Raw genomic sequence first — 20,263 nt, 5'->3', positions numbered from 1 at the left:
GATATACATCGGCTTAAAAACGACACCCCGAGTAGGACGAGAGATCACTCTCGTTCTGCTCTCTTTTTTGGGCCCTAATGGGTCTGCCCATCTGCCTGATTTGATCAAAATATGAATTTTTCATAAAAACAAATCTATATATTGTGTTTTTGCTAGAGGGTAGTATACTATATATAGTGTTAGTGATGAGAGATTCATATTTTTTGATAGGTCGTGATAAAACGTGGTACAAATCATATTTGATTCAAAAACAGGGAATGTTCAGCGGTTTGTGAATAAAACAGGCTTTCAGCAGATACGCAAGGTGGACGAAATTGACCACATGGACACTCCGTTTGTTTTGGTCACCTACACGACAAACTTCGGCCAGGTACCGGCATCAACACAATCATTTCTCGAAAAATACGCCCATCTTTTATTAGGAGTCGCTGCGAGCGGCAATAAAGTATGGGGCGATAACTTTGCAAAAAGCGCCGATACCATTTCAAGACAATATCAGGTGCCGATCTTGCACAAATTTGAACTCAGCGGCACATCTAAAGACGTTGAATTGTTTACTCAGGAGGTAGAAAGAGTTGTCACAAAATCAAGTGCCAAAATGGATCCAGTTAAATAACGAAATCATGATCCAAAAAGATGGAAAATTCCAGTTTGATAAGGATAAAGAGGCTGTACATAGCTATTTTGTAGACTATATCAATCAAAACACAGTTTTCTTTCACGACTTAAAAGAGAAGCTGGATTATTTGATTAAAAACCAATACTACGAAGAGGAATTCTTAAGCCTTTATTCTTTTGAAGACATTAAAGCAGTGTTTAAGACAGCTTACGCTAAGAAGTTTCGTTTTCCTTCCTTCATGAGTGCGTTTAAATTCTATAATGACTATGCTTTGAAAACGAATGACAAGAAAAAAATCCTCGAGCGATATGAGGACCGGATCTCAATTGTCGCGCTGTTCTTCGCAAACGGCGACACTGAGAAAGCAAAAGAATATGTGAATCTGATGATCAATCAGGAATATCAGCCGAGCACACCGACATTTTTGAACGCGGGCAGAAAACGCCGCGGTGAGCTGGTGAGCTGCTTCTTGCTCGAAGTCAATGATTCATTAAACGATATTTCAAGAGCGATTGATATTTCCATGCAGCTTTCTAAACTGGGCGGCGGGGTTTCTCTCAACCTGTCCAAGCTTCGCGCGAAAGGTGAGGCCATTAAAGATGTTGAAAATGCCACAAAAGGCGTTGTAGGCGTCATGAAGCTTCTAGATAATGCGTTCCGTTACGCTGACCAAATGGGACAAAGACAAGGATCTGGCGCGGCGTACTTAAACATTTTCCACCGCGATATCAATGATTTTCTCGATACGAAGAAGATTTCTGCCGATGAAGATGTGCGCGTCAAAACGCTATCTATCGGTGTTGTCATTCCGGACAAGTTCGTTGAGCTTGCACGTGAAGACAAAGCGGCTTACGTATTTTATCCGCACACGATTTATAAAGAGTACGGCCAGCACATGGATGAAATGGACATGAACGAAATGTACGACAAATTTGTCGACAACCCTCGGGTGAAAAAGGAAAAAATCAACCCGCGGAAATTGCTTGAAAAACTGGCGATGCTTCGTTCTGAATCAGGCTATCCATACATCATGTTCCAAGATAACGTGAATAAAGTGCATGCGAATAACCATATTTCCAAGGTGAAATTTTCTAACCTTTGCTCTGAAGTGCTGCAGGCATCTCAGGTTTCTTCATACACAGACTATGATGAAGAAGATGAAATCGGTTTGGATATTTCCTGCAACCTGGGTTCGCTTAACATTCTCAACGTCATGGAACACAAATCAATCGAAAAGACAGTTAAGCTTGCGACAGACTCCTTAACACACGTGTCTGAAACGACTGATATCCGCAATGCGCCTGCTGTAAGACGGGCAAACAAAGCGATGAAATCAATCGGCCTCGGCGCTATGAACCTTCACGGCTACCTCGCGCAAAACGGTATTGCGTATGAAAGTCCGGAAGCGCGTGACTTTGCAAACACGTTCTTTATGATGGTGAACTTCTACTCCATCCAGCGTTCTGCGGAAATCGCAAAAGAGAAGGGCGAAACGTTTGATCAGTATGAAGGATCGACCTATGCAACAGGTGAATACTTTGACAAGTACGTTTCAACTGATTTCTCACCGAAATACGAAAAAATCGCCAACCTGTTTGAAGGCATGCATATCCCGACGACAGAGGACTGGAAGCAGCTAAAAGCATTTGTGGCTGAACACGGCATGTATCACAGCTACAGATTATGCATTGCGCCGACAGGCTCGATCTCATACGTTCAGTCAAGCACGGCGTCCGTCATGCCGATCATGGAACGGATTGAAGAAAGAACATACGGCAACTCAAAAACGTACTACCCAATGCCTGGGCTTGCATCTAATAACTGGTTCTTCTATAAAGAAGCTTACGATATGGACATGTTCAAGGTTGTAGATATGATCGCGACTATCCAGCAGCACATTGATCAGGGAATCAGCTTCACATTGTTCTTAAAAGACACAATGACGACTCGTGATTTAAACCGAATCGATCTGTATGCACATCACAGAGGAATTAAAACCATTTACTATGCAAGAACGAAAGATACTGGGCAAGACAGCTGCCTTTCTTGTGTTGTTTGATTAAAGGAGAGTTTATAGTGACGAAAATTTATGACGCAGCAAACTGGTCAAAGCATGAAGACGATTTTACCCAAATGTTCTATAACCAAAACGTGAAGCAGTTCTGGCTTCCGGAAGAGATTGCTCTAAACGGCGATCTCCTCACATGGAAGTATCTCGGAAAAAACGAGCAGGACACTTATATGAAGGTATTGGCCGGACTTACTCTTCTTGATACAGAGCAGGGGAATACGGGGATGCCGATCGTGGCTGAACACGTAGACGGCCATCAGCGGAAAGCGGTGCTGAACTTTATGGCAATGATGGAGAACGCTGTCCATGCAAAGTCATACTCTAATATTTTCATGACCCTGGCACCGACTGAAACGATTAATGAAGTATTCGAATGGGTTAAACAAAACAAATATTTGCAGAAAAAAGCGCAAATCATCGTCGGACTTTACAAAGCTATTCAAAAAGATGACGAGATCTCACTGTTCAAGGCGATGGTTGCTTCCGTTTATCTTGAAAGCTTCCTCTTCTACAGCGGTTTCTATTATCCGTTATATTTCTACGGACAAGGAAAACTGATGCAAAGCGGTGAAATCATCAACCTGATCCTTCGTGATGAAGCAATTCACGGCGTCTATGTGGGCCTCCTTGCTCAGGAAATCTATAATAAGCAGACAGAAGAGAAGAAAGCGGAGCTCCGCGAATTTGCGATCGACCTTCTGAATGAGTTATATGAAAATGAGCTTGAGTATACAGAGGACCTGTACGATCAAGTCGGACTCTCACACGATGTAAAGAAATTCATCCGCTATAATGCCAATAAAGCGCTGATGAACCTAGGATTTGATCCATACTTTGAAGAAGAAGATATTAATCCGATCGTTTTAAACGGTTTAAATACAAAAACAAAATCACATGACTTCTTCTCTATGAAGGGGAACGGTTATAAAAAAGCGACAGTTGAGCCGCTCAAAGATGATGACTTTTATTTTGAAGATGAAAAAGAGCAGATATAATATCTGCTCTTTTCGGCTTGAAAGGTTCAAATGAGGAGGACGAGGAGGACGAGGAGGACGCAGTAATCATGGGAAAAATGGACGAAATGATTTTGGTCGCCCCGCGCGACAACGTGTTTAAGAACGAAAGCTTAACCTTCCAGGGCGTAAACAGTGAAGATAGCAGAGTGGCAGAAATCATGGCCCAGATCGAAGCAGCCTATCGTGAAATGAGAAGGGGAGATGCAGAGGAAGATCCGCGTTTCAAGCAGCCAATTCCTTATGTCGTCATTAAGCGCGAAGATGAAGTTTTTCTTTACGAGCGGCTGGCTGGCGGCGGAGAATCACGTCTGCACAATAAGCTTTCTCTCGGCTTTGGAGGCCATATGAATGCTATTGATGGAGCAGCCTCATTCGCTGAAGTCTTAAAGCTGAACACGGACCGTGAGCTTGAGGAAGAACTGCAAATAAATGAAAAAGATAAACAGGCGATTGTCACACTTGGATTGATCAATGATGATGAAAACAGTGTCGGCAAGGTGCATATTGGAATTCTTTCTGCGCTTCAGTTGAAGCCTGGCGCTCAAGTGGAAGTGAAGGAGAAAGAACAAATTGCAGGAAAATGGATGAAAGTCTCTGAATTAAAACAGGACGATATCTATAACCGTCTGGAAACATGGTCAAAGTTTGTTGTTGATATTCTTAAATAAAAAAACCCGGTTTCTCATGATGGAGGAGCCGGGTTTTTTATGAGGCGCTTGTCCGCGTCTCGATTAAGACTCTAGAATGACAATAGCGTCAAAGCCGGCATTCTCCGCTCTGGCAGCAAGAGCGTCTGCATTGTCTTTGGATGTAAATGCGCCGATCTGTACTTTGTATAAGCCATCCTTTAAGATGACAATGGTGTCAAAACCTTTAGCTTCGGCGCTGCTTGCAAGTGAGTCCGCATTCGCTTTGACTTTAAATGCGCCGATTTGAACCTTATATAACCCTGAACTGGACGTTTTTTTTAGGTTGAAGGCTTGCTCCAGCCCGTTTGCATGGCCTCTCGCTAAGCTTTGAATAAAGCTGCTTGTTTTAAGCTTATTTGCATCAGCGACGGTATCAATGAATCCGTTCTCGGTCAATAGGGCAGGCATTGCCGACTCCCTTAGGACGTGGAAGTTTGCTGTTTTTTTACCGCGGTCGGCAAAGTCGACAGCTTGTATCACTTTAGAGTGAATCGCTGTTTGATAAGTCGTTGTCGGTGCCCCCACGCCCGGGTATATATAGCTTTCAAAACCTGTGCCGCCCCCGGAATTAATGTGAATGGATAAAAAGTAATCTGCTCCCCAGTTATTTGCAGCATTTGTCCGGTCACTTAAGCTGACATATTGGTCGCTTGTCCGGCTTAGCAGTAAAGAAACCCCTTCATACTCATTTGTCAATATCGTACGTAACGCTAAAGCGATTTGCAGGGTTAACGTTTTTTCTTGAAGGCCATTTCCTGTTGCGCCTGGATCAGACCCGCCATGGCCAGGATCAATAAAAATCTTAACCATTCTTCATCACCTCATTACAGGATATGAAAAAACACGGCTTCTGCTTGTACGATTATCATCCGTCTGAAAAATGAGGAAATAACCCTTACATATGCGGAAATTATTTCTCGGGAAAGCGCACAATTCAACATGAAGTGACAGCAGATCCCATTGGATTAAAAAATATGAATATGTCATTTATTTTGGGTATTGCGGATTCGGGGTATCTTGCACTGATTCTGTCTGGTTTTAGGCTTGTGTTTCGAGGAGCAAGCATTTCATTAAAGCGACGAATCATTATCAGTAGAAGAAAAAGTTGGTCTCTTAGATCTACACCGAATCAACTAATCGATTCGTATTCTGGCCCCGGGTTGGGTGTTGAAACTGAAAGTGGCACGCCTTACGAACAAAGAACACGGCTTAGGCGGTATTTTCCGCTGCGGGCTTTTTTTGAGCGAAGTGTCCAGCAAGGTGATAGAAAGAATATTTCATATCGTTGCTTCTGATATAAAGTAAGAGGTGGATATATCAAAGAAATATTACCATATTCAATGCTAATGTTCTAAACAAATTGTTAAAAATAAAATCTCTTGGTTTGTCCATCCCATGTCCGTGAATACAATAAGAAATAAAGTATTTCTCGGGAAAGCGCAAGATTCCTGACCGTTCCCGAAAAAAGCAATTGTTTCGACACATGATAGGCGTTTGTCACAAAAGGCATCCGCTTGAATATCATATAGAGAGAACAGAGAGGTGAAAATGTTGGAGCGTGCTGTGACTTATAAAAACAACGGACAGATCAACATTATTCTGAACGGGCAGAAGCAAGTGCTGACAAATGCTGAGGCAGAAGCGGAGTATCAGGCCGCTTTGCAAAAAAACGAAGCGAAGCACAGCATTTTGAAGGAAATAGAAAAAGAGATGAGTGCACTGGTTGGAATGGAGGAAATGAAGCGTAACATCAAGGAAATATACGCTTGGATTTTTGTGAACCAAAAACGCGCGGAGCAAGGTTTAAAGGTGGGGAAGCAAGCGCTGCACATGATGTTTAAAGGAAATCCGGGAACAGGAAAAACGACGGTTGCACGGCTGATCGGCAAGCTGTTCTTTGAAATGAATGTCCTGTCAAAAGGCCACCTCATAGAAGCGGAGCGGGCTGATCTGGTCGGGGAATATATCGGCCACACCGCCCAAAAGACGAGAGATTTAATCAAAAAGTCATTAGGCGGCATTTTGTTTATAGACGAAGCCTACTCGCTGGCAAGAGGCGGCGAAAAAGACTTTGGGAAAGAAGCTATCGATACACTTGTAAAGCATATGGAAGACAAACAGCATGAATTTATTTTAATTCTCGCCGGATATTCGCGGGAAATGGATCATTTTCTCTCATTAAATCCCGGTCTCCAATCAAGATTTCCCATCTCCATAGACTTTCCGGATTATTCTGTGACCCAGCTCATGGAGATTGCCAAACGAATGATCGCTGAAAGAGAATACCAGCTCAGTCAAGAAGCGGAATGGAAATTAAAAGATTACTTAATGACAGTGAAAAGTACGACAAGTCCCATTAAGTTCAGCAATGGCCGTTTTGTCAGGAATGTGATCGAAAAATCGATCAGAGCGCAAGCCATGAGGCTTTTAATGGGCGACCAATACTTAAAAAGCGACTTGATGACCATTAAAAGTCAAGATCTTTCCATTAAAGAAGAAGTATCCGGCTCTGCATAGACCTCTCAAAAACTGAGAGGTCTGTTTTTTGCTGTATTTCTTGCTGTTCAAAGCAATCGATTTGTGGTATACACATGCAGGGTTTGGTATGATAATACTACTGCCCAATATGCAAAAGAAAGGAACATCCATTTGAACGAACAAGAAACGATTCAGGAAAAAGCTATTTTAGTCGGATGTCAGCTGCCGCATATCACGGATGAGCATTTTGAAAATTCTATGGAAGAGCTTGCCTCTCTGACAAAAACAGCAGACGGAAAAGTATTGACCAGCGTCACACAAAAAAGGAACAGGGCTGACGCAGCTACATATATAGGAAAAGGAAAGGTAGAAGAGCTGAAGGCACTGGTGGAAGAGCTTGAAGCTGATCTCCTCATCTTTAATGATGAACTGTCGCCAAGTCAGCTGAAGTCATTGGCAACAGCAATTGAAGTGAAGATGATTGACCGCACGCAATTGATATTAGATATTTTTGCAAAGCGGGCGAGAACGAGAGAAGGCAAGCTTCAAATTGAACTGGCGCAGCTGCAATATGCACTTCCGCGCCTGACGGGACAAGGAATCAATCTCTCCCGGCAAGGCGGAGGAATTGGGGCGAGAGGTCCCGGGGAAACGAAACTGGAAACCGACCGCCGCCATATCAGAAATCGCATTCACGAAATCAACACACAGCTTTCAACTGTTATTTGCCATAGAAGCCGATACCGTGAAAGAAGAAAGAAAAACGGTGTGCTTCAAATTGCGCTTGTCGGATATACAAACGCGGGGAAATCAACATGGTTCAACCGCCTGACAAGTGCTGACAGCTATGAGGAAGACCTCCTGTTTGCCACGTTGGACCCGATGACCAGAAAAATGGTCCTCCCAAGCGGCTACAGTGTGCTTCTGTCAGATACAGTAGGTTTTATTCAGGATCTTCCGACGACATTGATTGCTGCATTCCGGTCAACGCTTGAGGAAGTCAAAGAGGCGGATTTGATCCTGCATTTGATTGATTCCTCAAATGAGGATTACCCGGGACACGAAAAAACAGTGCTTCGGTTGCTTGAGGAGCTTGAGGCCGACGACATCCCGATGCTGACGGCTTACAATAAGCGGGATCAAAGGCTGCCTGATTTTATTCCGTCCGCCGGAAGGGACCACATTATGGTCAGTGCAAAATTTGAGGAAGACGCTGAAATGTTTAAAGAAGCGATTCAACGCTATTTGCGCCAAGAGCTGTTAACGTCGTTTGAAGCGCATGTGCCGGCAAGTGAAGGCAAGCTCCTTTCAAGAATCAAATCGGAAACGATGGTTGACCGCTTCTATTTTAATGAAGAAAATGAACGGTACGACATATCAGGTTATGTACAAGAAGAGCAAAACATCATCGGTGAATTAAAGAAGTATATGTAGGAAGGAAATTCAAAGACATGTTTGACACATTAACACACGGAGAATTATTGAAAAAAACGGCAATGGAAGTGGAAGCGGACATTGCCGGCGTTCATAAACAAATAGAAGAAATCAGTGAGCGCAATGAATGGAGGGTGCTTCAAAGCTATAGAAAACACAAAGTTAGCGACATGCATTTCACGCCGTCTACAGGATACGGCTATGATGATATCGGGAGAGACACGCTTGAAAGCATTTATGCGGATGTGTTTGGCGGAGAAGCGGGGCTCGTAAGGCCGCAAATTATCTCAGGCACCCATGCCATCTCGATTGCTTTGTTCGGCGTTCTCAGACCGGGGGACGAGCTTCTTTATATCACGGGCAAACCATATGATACGCTCGAAGAAATTGTAGGCGTCAGAGGCGGGGAAAATGCTGGATCGTTAAAGGATTTTCAAATCGGCTACAATGCGGTTGATCTGACAGAAGACGGAAAAATAGACTATGATGCAGTCGCCGCTGCGATCAATTCGAAGACGAAAGTAATCGGCATTCAGCGCTCAAAAGGATATGCGAATCGCCCGTCTTTCTTAATTAGTGAAATAAAAGAAATGATCCGCTTTGTTAAAGAAATTAATGAGAATCTTATCGTTTTTGTGGACAACTGCTACGGTGAATTTGTGGAAGAACTTGAGCCTTGCCATGTCGGAGCCGATCTGATGGCGGGATCTCTCATTAAGAATCCCGGCGGCGGTCTTGCGAAAACAGGAGGCTATCTCGTCGGAAAAGCGAAATGGATTGAAGCTTGTTCATACCGTATGACGTCACCTGGGATCGGCAGAGAAGCAGGAGCATCTCTTTACTCGCTCCAAGAAATGTACCAGGGCTTCTTTTTGGCGCCTCACGTGGTGTCACAAAGCTTAAAGGGAGCGGTGTTTACCGCAAGATTCCTTGAAAAACTGGGCTTCACTTCAAACCCGAAATGGGATGCGAAAAGAACAGATTTGATACAATCCGTTGAGTTTTCTGACAGAGAAAAGATGATTGCCTTTTGTCAGGCAATTCAATATGCATCGCCGATCAATGCCCACGTGACGCCGTATCCGGCCTACATGCCGGGATACGAAGATGATGTCATTATGGCGGCAGGCACATTTATACAAGGGGCAAGCATTGAATTATCAGCAGACGGCCCTATCCGTCCGCCGTATGTAGCGTATGTTCAGGGAGGATTAACCTATTCGCATGTGAAGAATGCGTTATGCAGTGCAGTGGATTCACTTATGAAAAAGAAATTAATTTAAATTTTTTAAAAATTTCACTGAATTTCATGTTAAGAATCCTTACATCTTATTGACACAAAATATAACATCACCTATAATGAAACTAAGTTAAGAAAAGGAGGAAATTGAGATGAGTGATAATATTCGCCGCTCAATGCCTTTATTTCCAATAGGAATTGTCATGCAGTTAACTGAGTTATCAGCAAGGCAAATTCGATATTATGAGGAAAATGGACTGATATTTCCAGCTAGAAGCGAAGGGAATAGACGATTATTTTCTTTCCATGATGTAGATAAACTGTTAGAAATCAAGCACCTGATAGAACAAGGTGTAAACATGGCAGGAATTAAACAGATTCTGGCGAAAGCGGAAGCCGAGCCGGAGCAAAAACAAAACGAAAAGACGAAAAAACCAATGAAACATGATTTGTCCGATGACGAGCTGAGACAGCTCCTGAAAAACGAGCTCATGCAAGCCGGCCGTTTTCAAAGAGGGAATACATTCCGTCAAGGCGACATGTCCCGCTTCTTTCATTAATCCGTTAGCAACTGTTTTGCTATATACATTTACCTTTTAGAGGAGGAGTTTTACGAAATGGCAAAGTACACTAGAGAAGATATCGTAAAATTAGTAAAAGAAGAAAACGTCAAGTATATCCGCCTTCAATTTACTGACATTCTTGGAACAATCAAGAATGTTGAAATTCCTGTAAGCCAGCTTGAAAAAGCGCTTGATAATAAAGTCATGTTTGACGGTTCTTCTATTGAAGGGTTCGTTCGTATCGAAGAGTCAGACATGTACCTGTATCCAGATCTAAATACATTTGTTATCTTCCCATGGACGGCTGAAAAAGGTAAAGTAGCACGTTTCATCTGTGATATCTACAATCCGGATGGCACACCTTTCGAAGGTGACCCGCGAAACAACTTGAAACGGATTCTGAAAGAAATGGAAGACCTCGGCTTCAGCGATTTCAACCTCGGGCCTGAGCCTGAATTCTTCTTATTCAAATTAGACGAAAAAGGCGAGCCGACGCTTGAACTAAACGACAAAGGCGGATATTTCGACTTAGCCCCGACTGACTTGGGAGAAAACTGCCGCCGCGATATCGTACTTGAGCTTGAAGAGATGGGCTTTGAAATCGAAGCGTCTCACCACGAAGTAGCACCTGGCCAGCACGAAATCGACTTTAAATATGCTGGTGCTGTTCGCTCTTGTGACGACATCCAAACGTTTAAACTAGTTGTTAAAACAATTGCCCGTAAACACGGTCTGCATGCGACATTTATGCCAAAACCATTGTTCGGTGTGAACGGTTCCGGTATGCACTGCAATCTATCACTCTTCAAAAATGGCGTTAACGCATTCTATGACGAAAAGGCAGATCTTCAATTAAGTGAAACAGCGAAACACTTCATTGCAGGTATCGTGAAGCACGCAACAAGCTTTACAGCAGTAACAAACCCGACAGTAAACTCATACAAACGTCTTGTTCCTGGCTATGAAGCACCATGTTATGTAGCATGGAGCGCGCAAAACAGAAGCCCGCTTATCCGTATTCCGGCTTCCCGCGGCATCAGCACTCGTGTTGAAGTACGCAGCGTAGATCCGGCTGCTAACCCGTACCTTGCACTTAGCGTATTGCTTGCTGCAGGCTTAGACGGAATCAAAAACAAACTAGAAGCGCCAGCTCCAATCGACCGCAACATCTATGTGATGAGCAAAGAAGAGCGCATGGAAAACGGAATCGTTGACCTTCCAGCAACACTTGCAGAAGCGCTAGAAGAATTCAAATCTAACGAAGTCATGGTCAAAGCGCTGGGCGAGCACCTATTCGAACACTTCATCGAAGCAAAAGAAATCGAATGGGATATGTTCCGCACACAAGTTCATCCTTGGGAGCGCGAACAATATATGTCTCAGTATTAATCTCTCAATCCCTTGGCACTATTGGTGTCAGGGGATTTTTTGATTATTTAACAATTTTAATAACTTAATATAAATCATAGACCACCCACAAAACACCCACAAAAAAACAATAAAAAATTACTCCATAATTGTGGAGATATAATCTTCGTACTTATTCATTGAATCCCTATCAATCTTTTTGCTGATGTGTGAGTAAATATCTGATGTAACTTGAATACTTTTATGACCCAGTCGTTCTTGTACATATTTCATTGAAGCACCTGACTCAAGGAGCAAAACAGCATGTGTGTCACGAAGGGCATGAATAGGGAGTTTCTCTAGACCAGCTTTATTTAGTATTCGGACAAAAGCATTAAACAAGGACGATTTAGGTAAATGTGAACCATCTTTGCGAGTGAAGACTAAGTTAAGGTCATGGTGATAGATCTCATTAAGCTGAAGTTTATCTTCGTTTTGTCGTTTTCTTAGTTCGTGAAGTTCATTAACCAACCTTTGATCAATAGTAATAATACGCCTGGATGTATAAGTCTTTGGGTCGCCAAATAATTCATCTTTTGAAGCTGCTTTAAAATCTAGAGTTTTAGAAATTGAGATAGTTTTATTTTTCAAATCAATATCTGACCACTGTAAAGCAGCAGCCTCGCCTTTGCGCATGCCAGTATTTATGAGTGTTTTAAAGAAAATATAGTACATATAACCATATTCATATGCTACACGTAAAAAAAGGGGTATGTCATCGCTATTGATAAACTCCATATTGTATTCTCGTTTTTTATTTGTTTTAATTTCAATACCATAGCAAGGATTTTTTTCGAGCTTTCCTAATATTACTGCTTTCTCCATCGCATTTCGCATTGTTCCATGGATAATTTCGATAGTTCGTTTACTATATTTTTGTTCGCATAGGTGGTTGATAAATTTTTGGTAGAGGATTGGTTTTATGTCTTTAATATCAATGTCTTTGAAGTACGGAATGATATGATTATTTATGTTTCGTTTATGTAATTCAAAAGTGTTTTTGCGCACTGATCCTAATTTATATTCTTTTAACCAGTCTTGCAGATAATTTTTAAGATAGTAGGGGTGATTATCCAATTCAAGATCATTAAAAATTCGTTTTTCTGTTTCAGCTGCAGCCAATTGAGCCTCTTTTTTTGTAGAAAAACCACGCTTGGACTTTTCTTTAAACTTTTGATTGATAGGATCTTTGTAACGAATTCTATATTCCCATGTTCCATTTGAATGTTTGCGAAAACTTGCCATAAAAACGATCACCTCTTATAAGAATATACGTTCGGTTTGATGGTTAAATTTTTTTATTCAGAAGTCTAAAACAATTCAATAACCCCTAGTGGTTGAAAGCATAGTGTTACTTCTCCCACCTTCTTAAATAACCCGTATTCCTCAATGTATCTTTTAATCGCTTCATCCAAAAATTTTTCAGTTACGTTCAAAAACTCAGCCAGCTCATAACGATTTCTGACACCCGATTTATGAGCTTGAACAATTTTATTTAATGGTACTAATTTTTTGTAAGCCCAGTTTCTTGCTCTCAATTCTTGTTTCCTGTTTTGAACAGTTGTTTGATCGAGAATATGTCCAGCTGTCGTATAATGGTGTCCTAATTCCTCAGCTAGAATGACTCGTTTTTCTGTATTGGATAACTTTTTATTTATCCAAATGATTCCATCTGCATATAAACCTTTTATACCTCGACTAAGTTTTTTTTCGTATACTGATACGGCTGCTTCTTCTGATTCTATTAAAAGGTTCTCATAACTCATTTGTAGATTACTCCTGATTGTTCTTTCTTTTTGATTTAACAAATTCTTTAAATCGGCGAATTTCTTCTAACTCTTCTTCTGTCCAATCTTCATCATCATGATGTGCTGCAATTGTTTCTATATTCCCTTGGTTTTTTGATTGTAATGGTTTAATTTCCATATCAGATATACCAACTAAATAATCAGATGAGACATTAAAATAATCTGCAAGAATGCGGACCACTTCCATCTTCGGATCTGATTGTCCGTTCTCGTACCTAGAAATCATACTTTTACTGATATTTGTTTCATATTTCTTATTCAAATCTACGACCAGCTCATTTATACTCTGTTTGTTCTTGTCCCGTAACGATTTCAACCTTTCGCCAAATATGTTCATCCTTTTATCTTCTCCTATTCGATATTCCTCGTACGGGAATATTTTATATTATATGTTCCTTAAATGCAACAAGTAATCCAAAAAGGATTCCTAAATAGGAACATTTTTTGTTGACACAGGAAATAAAGTGTTTTATATTTGAGTTGTTCCTAAAAAGGAACGGAGGGGGTGAGGAATTGGAAAGAAGAAATAGACAGCCATACAATAAAATCAAAGCTTACTTTGTAGAGAATGAAATAAAACACAAAGATGTGGCTGTTCTTTTAGAGGTAAAGCCAAATACTATTAGTAAAAAGCTAAATGGATTTGGCGGAGATTTTTCTTTGGAGGATGCAAAAAAAATGCACTTTCACTTTGGCGTGCCAATCGCCTATTTTTTTGAACCTTCTGTTCCCAAAAAGGAACGAATGCTTATATCATGAGGAGGTGGGTACGTGTTCTCTGTTCAAGTAAATGAGGAAGAAATTAAGCAACTTTGTATTCGAAAAATCGAAGAAGCGTTGAATGAAGTAAGAGACTCATACACTTTTTGGGATATGAAAGAATTGTGCAGGCAAACAAATATGAGCCTGAATTTCATCAAAGAAACGTTTTTTTATGATGAAAGATTCCCGAAATATCGCGTAGGTAAGAAATGGTTGTTTCCTGAAAAGCAATGCAAAGAGTTTTTACTTAAATGGCTTTCGGAGCAGCCAAGAAACTAGAAGGGGAGAATGAAAATGGTGTATCAACTTCCAGTTAAATTAAAAAAGGGACAAGCACGAACTTCAGTCTGGCTTAAAGGATTTGAGATAAAAAACAAAAACTCTTTTGATGAGGGTGAAGAGAGAGAGTCAGCTCAAAATCGAACTGACCTTTCAAAGTAATGATTATTCCACAGAGAAATATAACTTGTTTCTGGATGATTTTAATAAGTTTCTTATTGAGAATGGATGGATTGAAGGGAAGAGTTATTAACTCAGACCAAGCTTTTTTTTCAGATAATCTTGAGCAATTCCGGCCAGCAAAGTCATGGATACACTTGTAAGTTGTTTGGTTTTTTCTTTAGTAGCTGCCCATACAGCTGTATCTCTAATATTATCGAGAAAAACATGTCCATCCCAAGTGAGGCTCGAAATACCAATACCATAAATCGAACCACCGGAGAATAAGGGTTTACCGTTTATAAAATTTGCTTCAATTAATTTTAAGATTGTGTAAAAAGTTGTTTCTTCTCCGTACTGTTCGTAAGTTTTAAGCTCTCGAATCTCACTAATATGTATATGGTCCGTTAAGGTGAGTTTCTCTTCTAGTTCTAAAAGAAGCTCCCTCACACAATTTTGATCGAGTTTCATTTATATTCACCTCCTATTATTTGATAGGAACATTATACCAGTAAATTGGAAGGGGAAAAACTATGAATCTTAATTACTTCCTTAAACAGGATAGAGAATTAGCGAAACGGAAATTGGGTTCTGCTCAGTTCTTGCTACAGGAACTTTTACCGGACGAAATCAAGGATAACAATTTCGATGAATGTATCGATCTCTGTTTGTCAGCTGCTGAAATGTTCAAGGAAATCAAACGGATGCATCATCCTGAACAAGTAGTTCAGCTACATGAAATTGCAACTCAATTTCTTAGTAAAGGTCTTGATGTCTCAATCGTAAAGAGGCCAGTATATGAATCTTGAGCATCCAATCATAACAGAAATTAACCGTTACGGTTATCCAAAAGAGTATCTCCAGTATGACCGGGATCGGGAAGAGGATGCCGATGAAGAAGTAAATAAAAAAAGCCCACACGGCAATGTGGACTAAAAACAAACAAGCAACTTCATTTTAAATGGAACTCTCAACAAAATCAAATAGAGGAAGGTGTCTCATATGAATCCATTGCAGGATTTTGAATTAAATGAAATTAACAACGGCGAACTGCCGGGGAACCGTCCACAGTTTGAAATCACTGATATGAACAGCCTGAACTGGGCTTTCCGGAAAATAGCTGCACTTAAGTCGCAGGAAAAAGAAATCAAAGCGCTGGCAGCCACAGAAAAACAACGTATCGAAGAATGGGAAAGGCAAGAGCTTAAGCCTTTAGCAGACAGTCTTTCATTCTTTGAAAACCTGGTGAGTGTCTATCATACAAAGCAGCTGCAGGAAGACCCGAAGGCAAAAACACTTTCCACACCTTATGGGAAATCTAAAAGCCGGAAAACAAAAGCAGCACCTAAAGAAGTGGACAAGGAAAAACTTCTGCAGCATGTGAAGGATGCCGGTATGGAAGAGTTTATAAAAGAGTCTGTGGCATGGGGGGATCTTAAAAAGACACTCACTGTCACCGAGCTTGAAGGTAAACCAATAGTAATAGATTCAAATGGACAAGCTGTCCCGGGCGTAGAAGTGCAGCCGGAAACAGTCAGCTTCAAAGTGGAGGTGTAAGGGATGTTTCAAGTAACAGACGCGCAGCGTGAAAAGGAAAAAGCAATTGTGGGTTTTATCGGTCCGAGTGGTTCCGGTAAGACGGCCGGCGCCCTTCTGGTAGCTTACGGAATGATGCGTGAGGCATATCCAGAAGCAAACGACGAGGAAATCTGGTCAAAGATCGGCGTTGTCGATACTGAGCACCGACGCGCAAAACTGTACGCTAATTTACAGTTTGATGAAATTCGCATCGGTAGCTTTAAGCATATTGATTTTACACCGCCGTATACAACTGAGCGTTATCAAATGGCTGTAGAAGCGATTAAGAACGCCGGTGCTGAGGTTGTCGTAATTGATTCACTCTCACACAACTGGCAGGGTGAAGGCGGAATAGTTGAAACACATGGCAGCATGTCCGGTAACTCTTTTCAAAACTGGGGCAAGCTTGCGCCGGAAACAACCAAACTCATTAAGACGTTAACGCAAAATGACGTTCACATCTTAGCGACATTGAGAACAAAAACAGAGTATGTAGTGGAGCCTGATAATAACGGCAAAATGGCTCCTCGTAAGGTTGGGACAAAACCTGTACAGAAAGATGAAATGGAATACGAGTTTATGCTCAACTTTAATATTGACATTGATCATATGGCTGAGACCTCAAAAGACAATACGCGAATGTTTGAAGGCTCTTCAATCAAGCTAAATCCGGAAGTCGGCCGCAAACTTTATCAGTGGCTTGAGCTCGGTATTGACGTAAAGGCGGAGGAAGAAACAGAACGCATCGGGTTGATTACTCACATCAAAATGATGATTGAGAGCAATGAAAAGGCTGCGCAAATGATTGAGGAGTTCCAGATCAAAGCGAATCAGAAGCTTGAACAATGGAATATCAAACTTGCTAATGCTGCTATTGATAGATTAAACAGCGTTTTGGGAGGTGTGCCAGGTGAAAAATGATTCAAAGCTAGAAGAGATTCGGGGGCATGCGACTATATCTGATGTGCCCTGGTTAATTTCAGAGATTGATAGATTGAATAGTGGCATAGACAGTGTAATTTATGATTTGCGAAATGAAGACATCACCGATCCGTATGTAGTGGATTCAATTACTCAAAATCTTGTAGCTGTACTAAACGGCAAATAAACAAAAATTGGAGGAATTAAATATGTTCACAGTAGACCACAGCAAAGGCGAAGCTTTTGAACCAATTAAACCAGGAGAATATGAGGCAACGGTTATTAATTTTGAGGAGAAAACAGCAGCTTCATCCGGAAATAAGCGACTTGTCGTAGATTATGAAATCCGTTCTGACGTTGAACAGGCATGCCAGGGCCAGAAAATCCTATACGACAATTTCACTGTTACAGATAATGCAATGTGGAGATTTCATCAAGCATCAAAGGCCGCGGGCTTCCCGAACGGAATGAAATTTAAGGATCATATTGAATGGGCCAATGCTTTCCTCAATAAACCGATCCGCCTAGTTGTCGGAGAAAGAGAGCATAACGGCAAAAAATATCCAGAAGTCAAAGCGTTTAAGCCGTCAGAAGCGCCGGCGCCCGATACCGGCTCAATTACAGTGAGCGATGAAGATGTACCATTTTGATCACAAGAAATACATTTGAGGGAGTGTATAGCTCCCTCGTTTTTAAAGGGGAGTTAATACATGTACTACGACTTTAAAAATATACCGCAAGAGCTAAAAAACGCCCCTCAGTGGATTCTATGGCGTTCGGAAGAGCGTAACGGCAAAAAAACGAAAGTGCCATATCAGATTGACGGCAGCATGGCTCAATCAAGCAATAAGCGAACCTGGTCCACCTTTGCAACTATCATGAAGTTTTTCAATGAACAGGAGTATGACGGTATCGGCTTCATGTTTTCTAAAGATGATCCTTTCATCGGAATAGATATAGATCACTGTGTAAATGATGGTGTTCTGTCTCCTTTCGCTCAAGAGATTATCCAGACGATCAGCAGCTATACTGAATACTCTCCGAGTGGTGAGGGTGTTCATATTATCGCGAAAGGTAAGCTTCCATTACGCGGACCGGGCACAGGGAGAAAAAATATAGATAAAGGCCTGGAAGTATACAGGCATGGTCGTTATTTCACGTTCACCGGAAACAGTCTTGATGTTGGACCTGTGCAGGAACGATCGGAAGAGATCAAAACCATCTTTGATAAGTACCTGACAGGGAAAGAAGAAGCAAAACCGGTCAGCACCCGATCACAATCAACAAGCGATATGAGTAATCTTTCAAATAAAGAAATTTGGGAAAGAATGTTCAACAGTAAAAATGGAAAAAGCATTCAGGACCTTTTTAACGGCCAGCTGATTAATGGCGATCATTCTTCCGCGGATATGGCTTTATGTAATCACCTGGCATTCTGGACGGACAAGGACGCATCAAAAATGGATTCTATGTTTCGTGAATCAAATTTGTTTCGCGAAAAGTGGGACCGGCAGCATTCAGCTGACGGAGCTACATATGGAGAAATGACTATTGCTGAAGCTATCTACTCGACCGGCCCCACAATATCCGACCTGATAGAGCAGCAAGAGCAGCCGTATGAAGTGTATTTCTCGCAGTCGCAGGCCTCACAGGTTGCTGACACAGAGGAAATCATAGACACGCCACCGGTCTTTCACCTGACTGAGCTAGGCAACGCTGAAAGGCTTGTATATTACCATGGCAAGAATATCAGATACTGTAATGAGCTTGACTGGTTAATCTGGAACGGCAAGATGTGGGAGGAAGACAGCAAGAGGCAGATCGAGGCATTAACTGCCCAAACCCTCCGGGCCATTTACGGGGAAGCGAAAGCCACGGAAGACGGCTACAGAAAAAAGCAGCTTAACGATTGGGCTAAAAAATGTGAGCGTCGCAATATTCGAATGAACACCATCCTGGATACCCGGCCGATGGTTGCTGTTAGAAAACAAGAACTCGACTCTCATAAATATCTGTTTAACTGTGAGAATGGTGTGATCGACTTAAAGACTGGGGAACTGCTGCCACATGACCGTGATTTTCTTTTCACCAAAATTTCCTCTGTGGCTTATCAAAAGGATGCCGACTGTCCAAACTGGAAGGCATTTTTAGAAAGTATTTTTATAGATGAACAAGGTCAGCCAAACTATGAAATTATTGATTTTATGCAGAAAGCTATTGGCTATTCATTGACCGGGGATACTACGGAACAAGTCATGTTCTTTCTGTTTGGTAATGGCCGTAACGGTAAATCGACGTTTATCAATACAGTCCAGCAACTGCTGGGAGACTATGGCCGGCAGACAAATAGTGACACATTCATAAAAAAGAAGAATGATACCAGCATCAACAATGACATTGCCCGGCTCGACGGGGCGCGCTTTGTGTCAGCCGTTGAAAGTGAAGAAGGACAGCAACTGTCTGAGTCGTTGGTGAAGCAGATCACCGGGGGCGAAAAGATGTCCGCGCGTTTCTTGCGCCAGGAGTATTTTGAGTTTACGCCAGAATTTAAAGTGTTCTTCACGACAAACCATAAACCAATTGTAAAGGGCAGCGATGAGGGTATCTGGCGTCGTATCCGGCTTGTCCCATTCACTGTTACCATTCCGAAAGAAAAAGTGGACAAAAAGCTTCCGCAAAAACTTGCAGCAGAAATGCCGGGCATTCTCCGGTGGGCAGTTGATGGCTGCTTGGAGTGGCAGAGGGAAGGGCTTAAGGAACCAGAAGTGATCCGAAAAGCTACGGAGGGTTACCGTGAGGATATGGATATATTAGGGCCGTATATGTCAGAAAGATGTGTTGTTCATCCTTCCGCAAAAATTGAAGCAAAAGAGCTCTATAAGGATTACAAAAACTGGTGTTATGAAAATGATGAGATTGAACTCAAAAATCGTGCTTTTTATAGACAAATTGAAATTCGAGGGTTTAAGAAGGAAAACGGAGCGAAAAATAAAGTCTTCTTTTATGGTATAGGGCTAAACAAATATCAGAGCCACTTGAATTTTTCGGAAAGGGTTAACGAAGGGGTTAATGAATCAAATGCAAACAGTGACTCCAAAAAGGTTACTTCTATAAATAGAAAAAAGCTATAAATCCTTTAGTACCAAGGGGTTAAGGCTCTATCTATAGATTCTAATTATTTTTAGGGTTAATAAGGGTTAATGATTTTGTTTGTTCCCCTCACATGAAAATTAATTAAT

24 protein-coding genes are annotated in these 20,263 nt (G+C 41.5%); 19 read left to right on the top strand and 5 right to left on the bottom strand.

Annotation, left to right across the window (positions count from 1 at the left end; genetic code table 11):
* Nucleotides 1-223: 223 nt before the first annotated feature.
* The 4 genes from nrdI (at nucleotide 224) to MOB98_RS06050 (ending at nucleotide 4,374) form a co-directional block, all read left to right on the top strand.
* Complete coding sequence (gene nrdI, locus MOB98_RS06065) at nucleotides 224-616, top strand: class Ib ribonucleoside-diphosphate reductase assembly flavoprotein NrdI (protein ID WP_014476876.1); 393 nt, start codon at nucleotides 224-226, stop codon at nucleotides 614-616.
* On the top strand, nucleotides 576-2,678 hold the full coding sequence (nrdE, locus tag MOB98_RS06060; RefSeq protein WP_268360825.1) for a class 1b ribonucleoside-diphosphate reductase subunit alpha: 2,103 nt from the start codon (nucleotides 576-578) through the stop codon (nucleotides 2,676-2,678). Before nrdI ends, nrdE begins: the two co-directional genes overlap by 41 nt.
* 17 nt (nucleotides 2,679-2,695) lie before the next feature.
* Nucleotides 2,696-3,685 (top strand): class 1b ribonucleoside-diphosphate reductase subunit beta, encoded by a 990-nt coding sequence (gene nrdF, locus MOB98_RS06055; protein ID WP_071576906.1) that lies wholly within the window; start codon nucleotides 2,696-2,698, stop codon nucleotides 3,683-3,685.
* A 68-nt stretch (nucleotides 3,686-3,753) separates the two neighbouring features.
* On the top strand, nucleotides 3,754-4,374 hold the full coding sequence (locus MOB98_RS06050) for a hypothetical protein (RefSeq protein WP_268360827.1): 621 nt from the start codon (nucleotides 3,754-3,756) through the stop codon (nucleotides 4,372-4,374).
* Nucleotides 4,375-4,437: 63 nt separating this feature from the next.
* Here the strand turns inward: MOB98_RS06050 and cwlC are convergent, their stop codons facing one another.
* The gene (gene cwlC / locus MOB98_RS06045; RefSeq protein WP_268360829.1) at nucleotides 4,438-5,205 is read right to left on the bottom strand and encodes a sporulation-specific N-acetylmuramoyl-L-alanine amidase; all 768 of its coding nucleotides are present in this window, start codon (nucleotides 5,203-5,205) and stop codon (nucleotides 4,438-4,440) included.
* 738 nt (nucleotides 5,206-5,943) lie between these two features.
* On the opposite strand from cwlC, the gene spoVK reads away from it, so the two are divergent.
* The 5 genes from spoVK (at nucleotide 5,944) to glnA (ending at nucleotide 11,499) form a co-directional block, all read left to right on the top strand.
* Complete coding sequence (spoVK, locus tag MOB98_RS06040; RefSeq protein ID WP_268360830.1) at nucleotides 5,944-6,912, top strand: stage V sporulation protein K; 969 nt, start codon at nucleotides 5,944-5,946, stop codon at nucleotides 6,910-6,912.
* A 132-nt stretch (nucleotides 6,913-7,044) separates the two neighbouring features.
* The gene (gene hflX / locus MOB98_RS06035; protein ID WP_268360832.1) at nucleotides 7,045-8,307 is read left to right on the top strand and encodes a GTPase HflX; all 1,263 of its coding nucleotides are present in this window, start codon (nucleotides 7,045-7,047) and stop codon (nucleotides 8,305-8,307) included.
* 17 nt (nucleotides 8,308-8,324) lie between these two features.
* Nucleotides 8,325-9,590 carry an aminotransferase class I/II-fold pyridoxal phosphate-dependent enzyme gene (locus MOB98_RS06030; RefSeq protein ID WP_268360834.1) on the top strand — a complete coding sequence of 422 codons (1,266 nt, stop codon included), beginning with the start codon at nucleotides 8,325-8,327 and terminating at the stop codon, nucleotides 9,588-9,590.
* A 109-nt stretch (nucleotides 9,591-9,699) separates the two neighbouring features.
* The gene (gene glnR / locus MOB98_RS06025) at nucleotides 9,700-10,107 is read left to right on the top strand and encodes a transcriptional repressor GlnR (RefSeq protein WP_003238341.1); all 408 of its coding nucleotides are present in this window, start codon (nucleotides 9,700-9,702) and stop codon (nucleotides 10,105-10,107) included.
* Between the two features lie 57 nt (nucleotides 10,108-10,164).
* Nucleotides 10,165-11,499, top strand: coding sequence for a type I glutamate--ammonia ligase (gene glnA / locus MOB98_RS06020; RefSeq protein WP_268360836.1), 1,335 nt, complete (start codon nucleotides 10,165-10,167; stop codon nucleotides 11,497-11,499).
* 117 nt (nucleotides 11,500-11,616) lie between these two features.
* Here the strand turns inward: glnA and MOB98_RS06015 are convergent, their stop codons facing one another.
* The 3 genes from MOB98_RS06015 to MOB98_RS06005 form a co-directional block, all read right to left on the bottom strand.
* Complete coding sequence (locus MOB98_RS06015; protein ID WP_162101712.1) at nucleotides 11,617-12,762, bottom strand: site-specific integrase; 1,146 nt, start codon at nucleotides 12,760-12,762, stop codon at nucleotides 11,617-11,619.
* A 65-nt stretch (nucleotides 12,763-12,827) separates the two neighbouring features.
* Entirely contained in the window at nucleotides 12,828-13,283 is a 456-nt protein-coding gene (locus tag MOB98_RS06010) for an ImmA/IrrE family metallo-endopeptidase (protein WP_159357115.1), read from the bottom strand.
* A 7-nt stretch (nucleotides 13,284-13,290) separates the two neighbouring features.
* Nucleotides 13,291-13,662 (bottom strand): helix-turn-helix domain-containing protein, encoded by a 372-nt coding sequence (locus MOB98_RS06005; RefSeq protein ID WP_159357116.1) that lies wholly within the window; start codon nucleotides 13,660-13,662, stop codon nucleotides 13,291-13,293.
* 176 nt (nucleotides 13,663-13,838) lie between these two features.
* Here MOB98_RS06005 and MOB98_RS06000 point away from each other — a divergent pair, with 176 nt between their 5' ends.
* Genes MOB98_RS06000 through MOB98_RS05990 form a run of 3 tightly spaced genes read left to right on the top strand, consistent with a single transcriptional unit; the run spans nucleotide 13,839 to nucleotide 14,528 of the window.
* A complete protein-coding gene (locus MOB98_RS06000) occupies nucleotides 13,839-14,084 on the top strand; it encodes a helix-turn-helix domain-containing protein (RefSeq protein WP_159357117.1) in 246 nt (81 codons plus the stop codon).
* Between the two features lie 12 nt (nucleotides 14,085-14,096).
* Nucleotides 14,097-14,366, top strand: a complete 270-nt coding sequence (locus tag MOB98_RS05995; protein ID WP_268360838.1) for a group-specific protein — start codon at nucleotides 14,097-14,099, stop codon at nucleotides 14,364-14,366.
* A gap of 9 nt (nucleotides 14,367-14,375) precedes the next feature.
* Nucleotides 14,376-14,528 (top strand): hypothetical protein, encoded by a 153-nt coding sequence (locus MOB98_RS05990; protein ID WP_162101220.1) that lies wholly within the window; start codon nucleotides 14,376-14,378, stop codon nucleotides 14,526-14,528.
* A gap of 87 nt (nucleotides 14,529-14,615) precedes the next feature.
* Here the strand turns inward: MOB98_RS05990 and MOB98_RS05985 are convergent, their stop codons facing one another.
* The gene (locus MOB98_RS05985; RefSeq protein ID WP_159357119.1) at nucleotides 14,616-14,996 is read right to left on the bottom strand and encodes a DUF2513 domain-containing protein; all 381 of its coding nucleotides are present in this window, start codon (nucleotides 14,994-14,996) and stop codon (nucleotides 14,616-14,618) included.
* A 62-nt stretch (nucleotides 14,997-15,058) separates the two neighbouring features.
* Between MOB98_RS05985 and MOB98_RS05980 the strand changes: the two genes are divergently transcribed.
* The 7 genes from MOB98_RS05980 (at nucleotide 15,059) to MOB98_RS05950 (ending at nucleotide 20,155) form a co-directional block, all read left to right on the top strand.
* Entirely contained in the window at nucleotides 15,059-15,334 is a 276-nt protein-coding gene (locus tag MOB98_RS05980; protein WP_159357120.1) for a YqaH family protein, read from the top strand.
* A complete protein-coding gene (locus tag MOB98_RS05975) occupies nucleotides 15,324-15,461 on the top strand; it encodes a hypothetical protein (protein WP_164906783.1) in 138 nt (45 codons plus the stop codon). The genes MOB98_RS05980 and MOB98_RS05975 overlap by 11 nt, the downstream gene beginning before the upstream one ends.
* Before the next feature lie 66 nt (nucleotides 15,462-15,527).
* Nucleotides 15,528-16,082: a host-nuclease inhibitor Gam family protein gene (locus MOB98_RS05970; RefSeq protein WP_159357121.1), complete on the top strand. Its 555-nt coding sequence runs from the start codon at nucleotides 15,528-15,530 to the stop codon at nucleotides 16,080-16,082.
* A 3-nt stretch (nucleotides 16,083-16,085) separates the two neighbouring features.
* On the top strand, nucleotides 16,086-17,024 hold the full coding sequence (locus MOB98_RS05965; RefSeq protein WP_268360839.1) for an AAA family ATPase: 939 nt from the start codon (nucleotides 16,086-16,088) through the stop codon (nucleotides 17,022-17,024).
* Nucleotides 17,014-17,211: a hypothetical protein gene (locus MOB98_RS05960; protein WP_268360840.1), complete on the top strand. Its 198-nt coding sequence runs from the start codon at nucleotides 17,014-17,016 to the stop codon at nucleotides 17,209-17,211. The genes MOB98_RS05965 and MOB98_RS05960 overlap by 11 nt, the downstream gene beginning before the upstream one ends.
* Before the next feature lie 22 nt (nucleotides 17,212-17,233).
* Nucleotides 17,234-17,674 (top strand): DUF669 domain-containing protein, encoded by a 441-nt coding sequence (locus MOB98_RS05955; protein ID WP_072692603.1) that lies wholly within the window; start codon nucleotides 17,234-17,236, stop codon nucleotides 17,672-17,674.
* Between the two features lie 60 nt (nucleotides 17,675-17,734).
* Nucleotides 17,735-20,155 (top strand): phage/plasmid primase, P4 family, encoded by a 2,421-nt coding sequence (locus MOB98_RS05950; RefSeq protein ID WP_268360841.1) that lies wholly within the window; start codon nucleotides 17,735-17,737, stop codon nucleotides 20,153-20,155.
* The last annotated feature ends 108 nt before the right edge of the window (nucleotides 20,156-20,263 follow it).

This window comes from Bacillus sp. N13C7 (genome assembly GCF_026790065.1).
In the GTDB taxonomy this organism is placed as follows: Bacteria; Bacillota; Bacilli; order Bacillales; family Bacillaceae; genus Bacillus.
The sequence above is the reverse complement of the archived record's forward strand: the minus strand, read 5'-3'. Positions and strand labels throughout refer to the sequence as shown.

What these genes read in the sequence shown, in the direction of transcription:
- MOB98_RS06050 (WP_268360827.1), top strand. Translation starts at nt 3,754, where the DNA reads ATGGGAAAAATGGACGAAATGATTTTGGTCGCCCCGCGCGACAACGTG.
- cwlC (WP_268360829.1), bottom strand. Translation starts at nt 5,205, where the DNA reads ATGGTTAAGATTTTTATTGATCCTGGCCATGGCGGGTCTGATCCAGGC.
- spoVK (WP_268360830.1), top strand. Translation starts at nt 5,944, where the DNA reads ATGTTGGAGCGTGCTGTGACTTATAAAAACAACGGACAGATCAACATT.
- MOB98_RS06030 (WP_268360834.1), top strand. Translation starts at nt 8,325, where the DNA reads ATGTTTGACACATTAACACACGGAGAATTATTGAAAAAAACGGCAATG.
- glnR (WP_003238341.1), top strand. Translation starts at nt 9,700, where the DNA reads ATGAGTGATAATATTCGCCGCTCAATGCCTTTATTTCCAATAGGAATT.
- glnA (WP_268360836.1), top strand. Translation starts at nt 10,165, where the DNA reads ATGGCAAAGTACACTAGAGAAGATATCGTAAAATTAGTAAAAGAAGAA.
- MOB98_RS06015 (WP_162101712.1), bottom strand. Translation starts at nt 12,762, where the DNA reads ATGGCAAGTTTTCGCAAACATTCAAATGGAACATGGGAATATAGAATT.
- MOB98_RS06010 (WP_159357115.1), bottom strand. Translation starts at nt 13,283, where the DNA reads ATGAGTTATGAGAACCTTTTAATAGAATCAGAAGAAGCAGCCGTATCA.
- MOB98_RS06005 (WP_159357116.1), bottom strand. Translation starts at nt 13,662, where the DNA reads ATGAACATATTTGGCGAAAGGTTGAAATCGTTACGGGACAAGAACAAA.
- MOB98_RS05990 (WP_162101220.1), top strand. Translation starts at nt 14,376, where the DNA reads ATGAAAATGGTGTATCAACTTCCAGTTAAATTAAAAAAGGGACAAGCA.
- MOB98_RS05985 (WP_159357119.1), bottom strand. Translation starts at nt 14,996, where the DNA reads ATGAAACTCGATCAAAATTGTGTGAGGGAGCTTCTTTTAGAACTAGAA.
- MOB98_RS05980 (WP_159357120.1), top strand. Translation starts at nt 15,059, where the DNA reads ATGAATCTTAATTACTTCCTTAAACAGGATAGAGAATTAGCGAAACGG.
- MOB98_RS05975 (WP_164906783.1), top strand. Translation starts at nt 15,324, where the DNA reads ATGAATCTTGAGCATCCAATCATAACAGAAATTAACCGTTACGGTTAT.
- MOB98_RS05970 (WP_159357121.1), top strand. Translation starts at nt 15,528, where the DNA reads ATGAATCCATTGCAGGATTTTGAATTAAATGAAATTAACAACGGCGAA.
- MOB98_RS05965 (WP_268360839.1), top strand. Translation starts at nt 16,086, where the DNA reads ATGTTTCAAGTAACAGACGCGCAGCGTGAAAAGGAAAAAGCAATTGTG.
- MOB98_RS05955 (WP_072692603.1), top strand. Translation starts at nt 17,234, where the DNA reads ATGTTCACAGTAGACCACAGCAAAGGCGAAGCTTTTGAACCAATTAAA.
- MOB98_RS05950 (WP_268360841.1), top strand. Translation starts at nt 17,735, where the DNA reads ATGTACTACGACTTTAAAAATATACCGCAAGAGCTAAAAAACGCCCCT.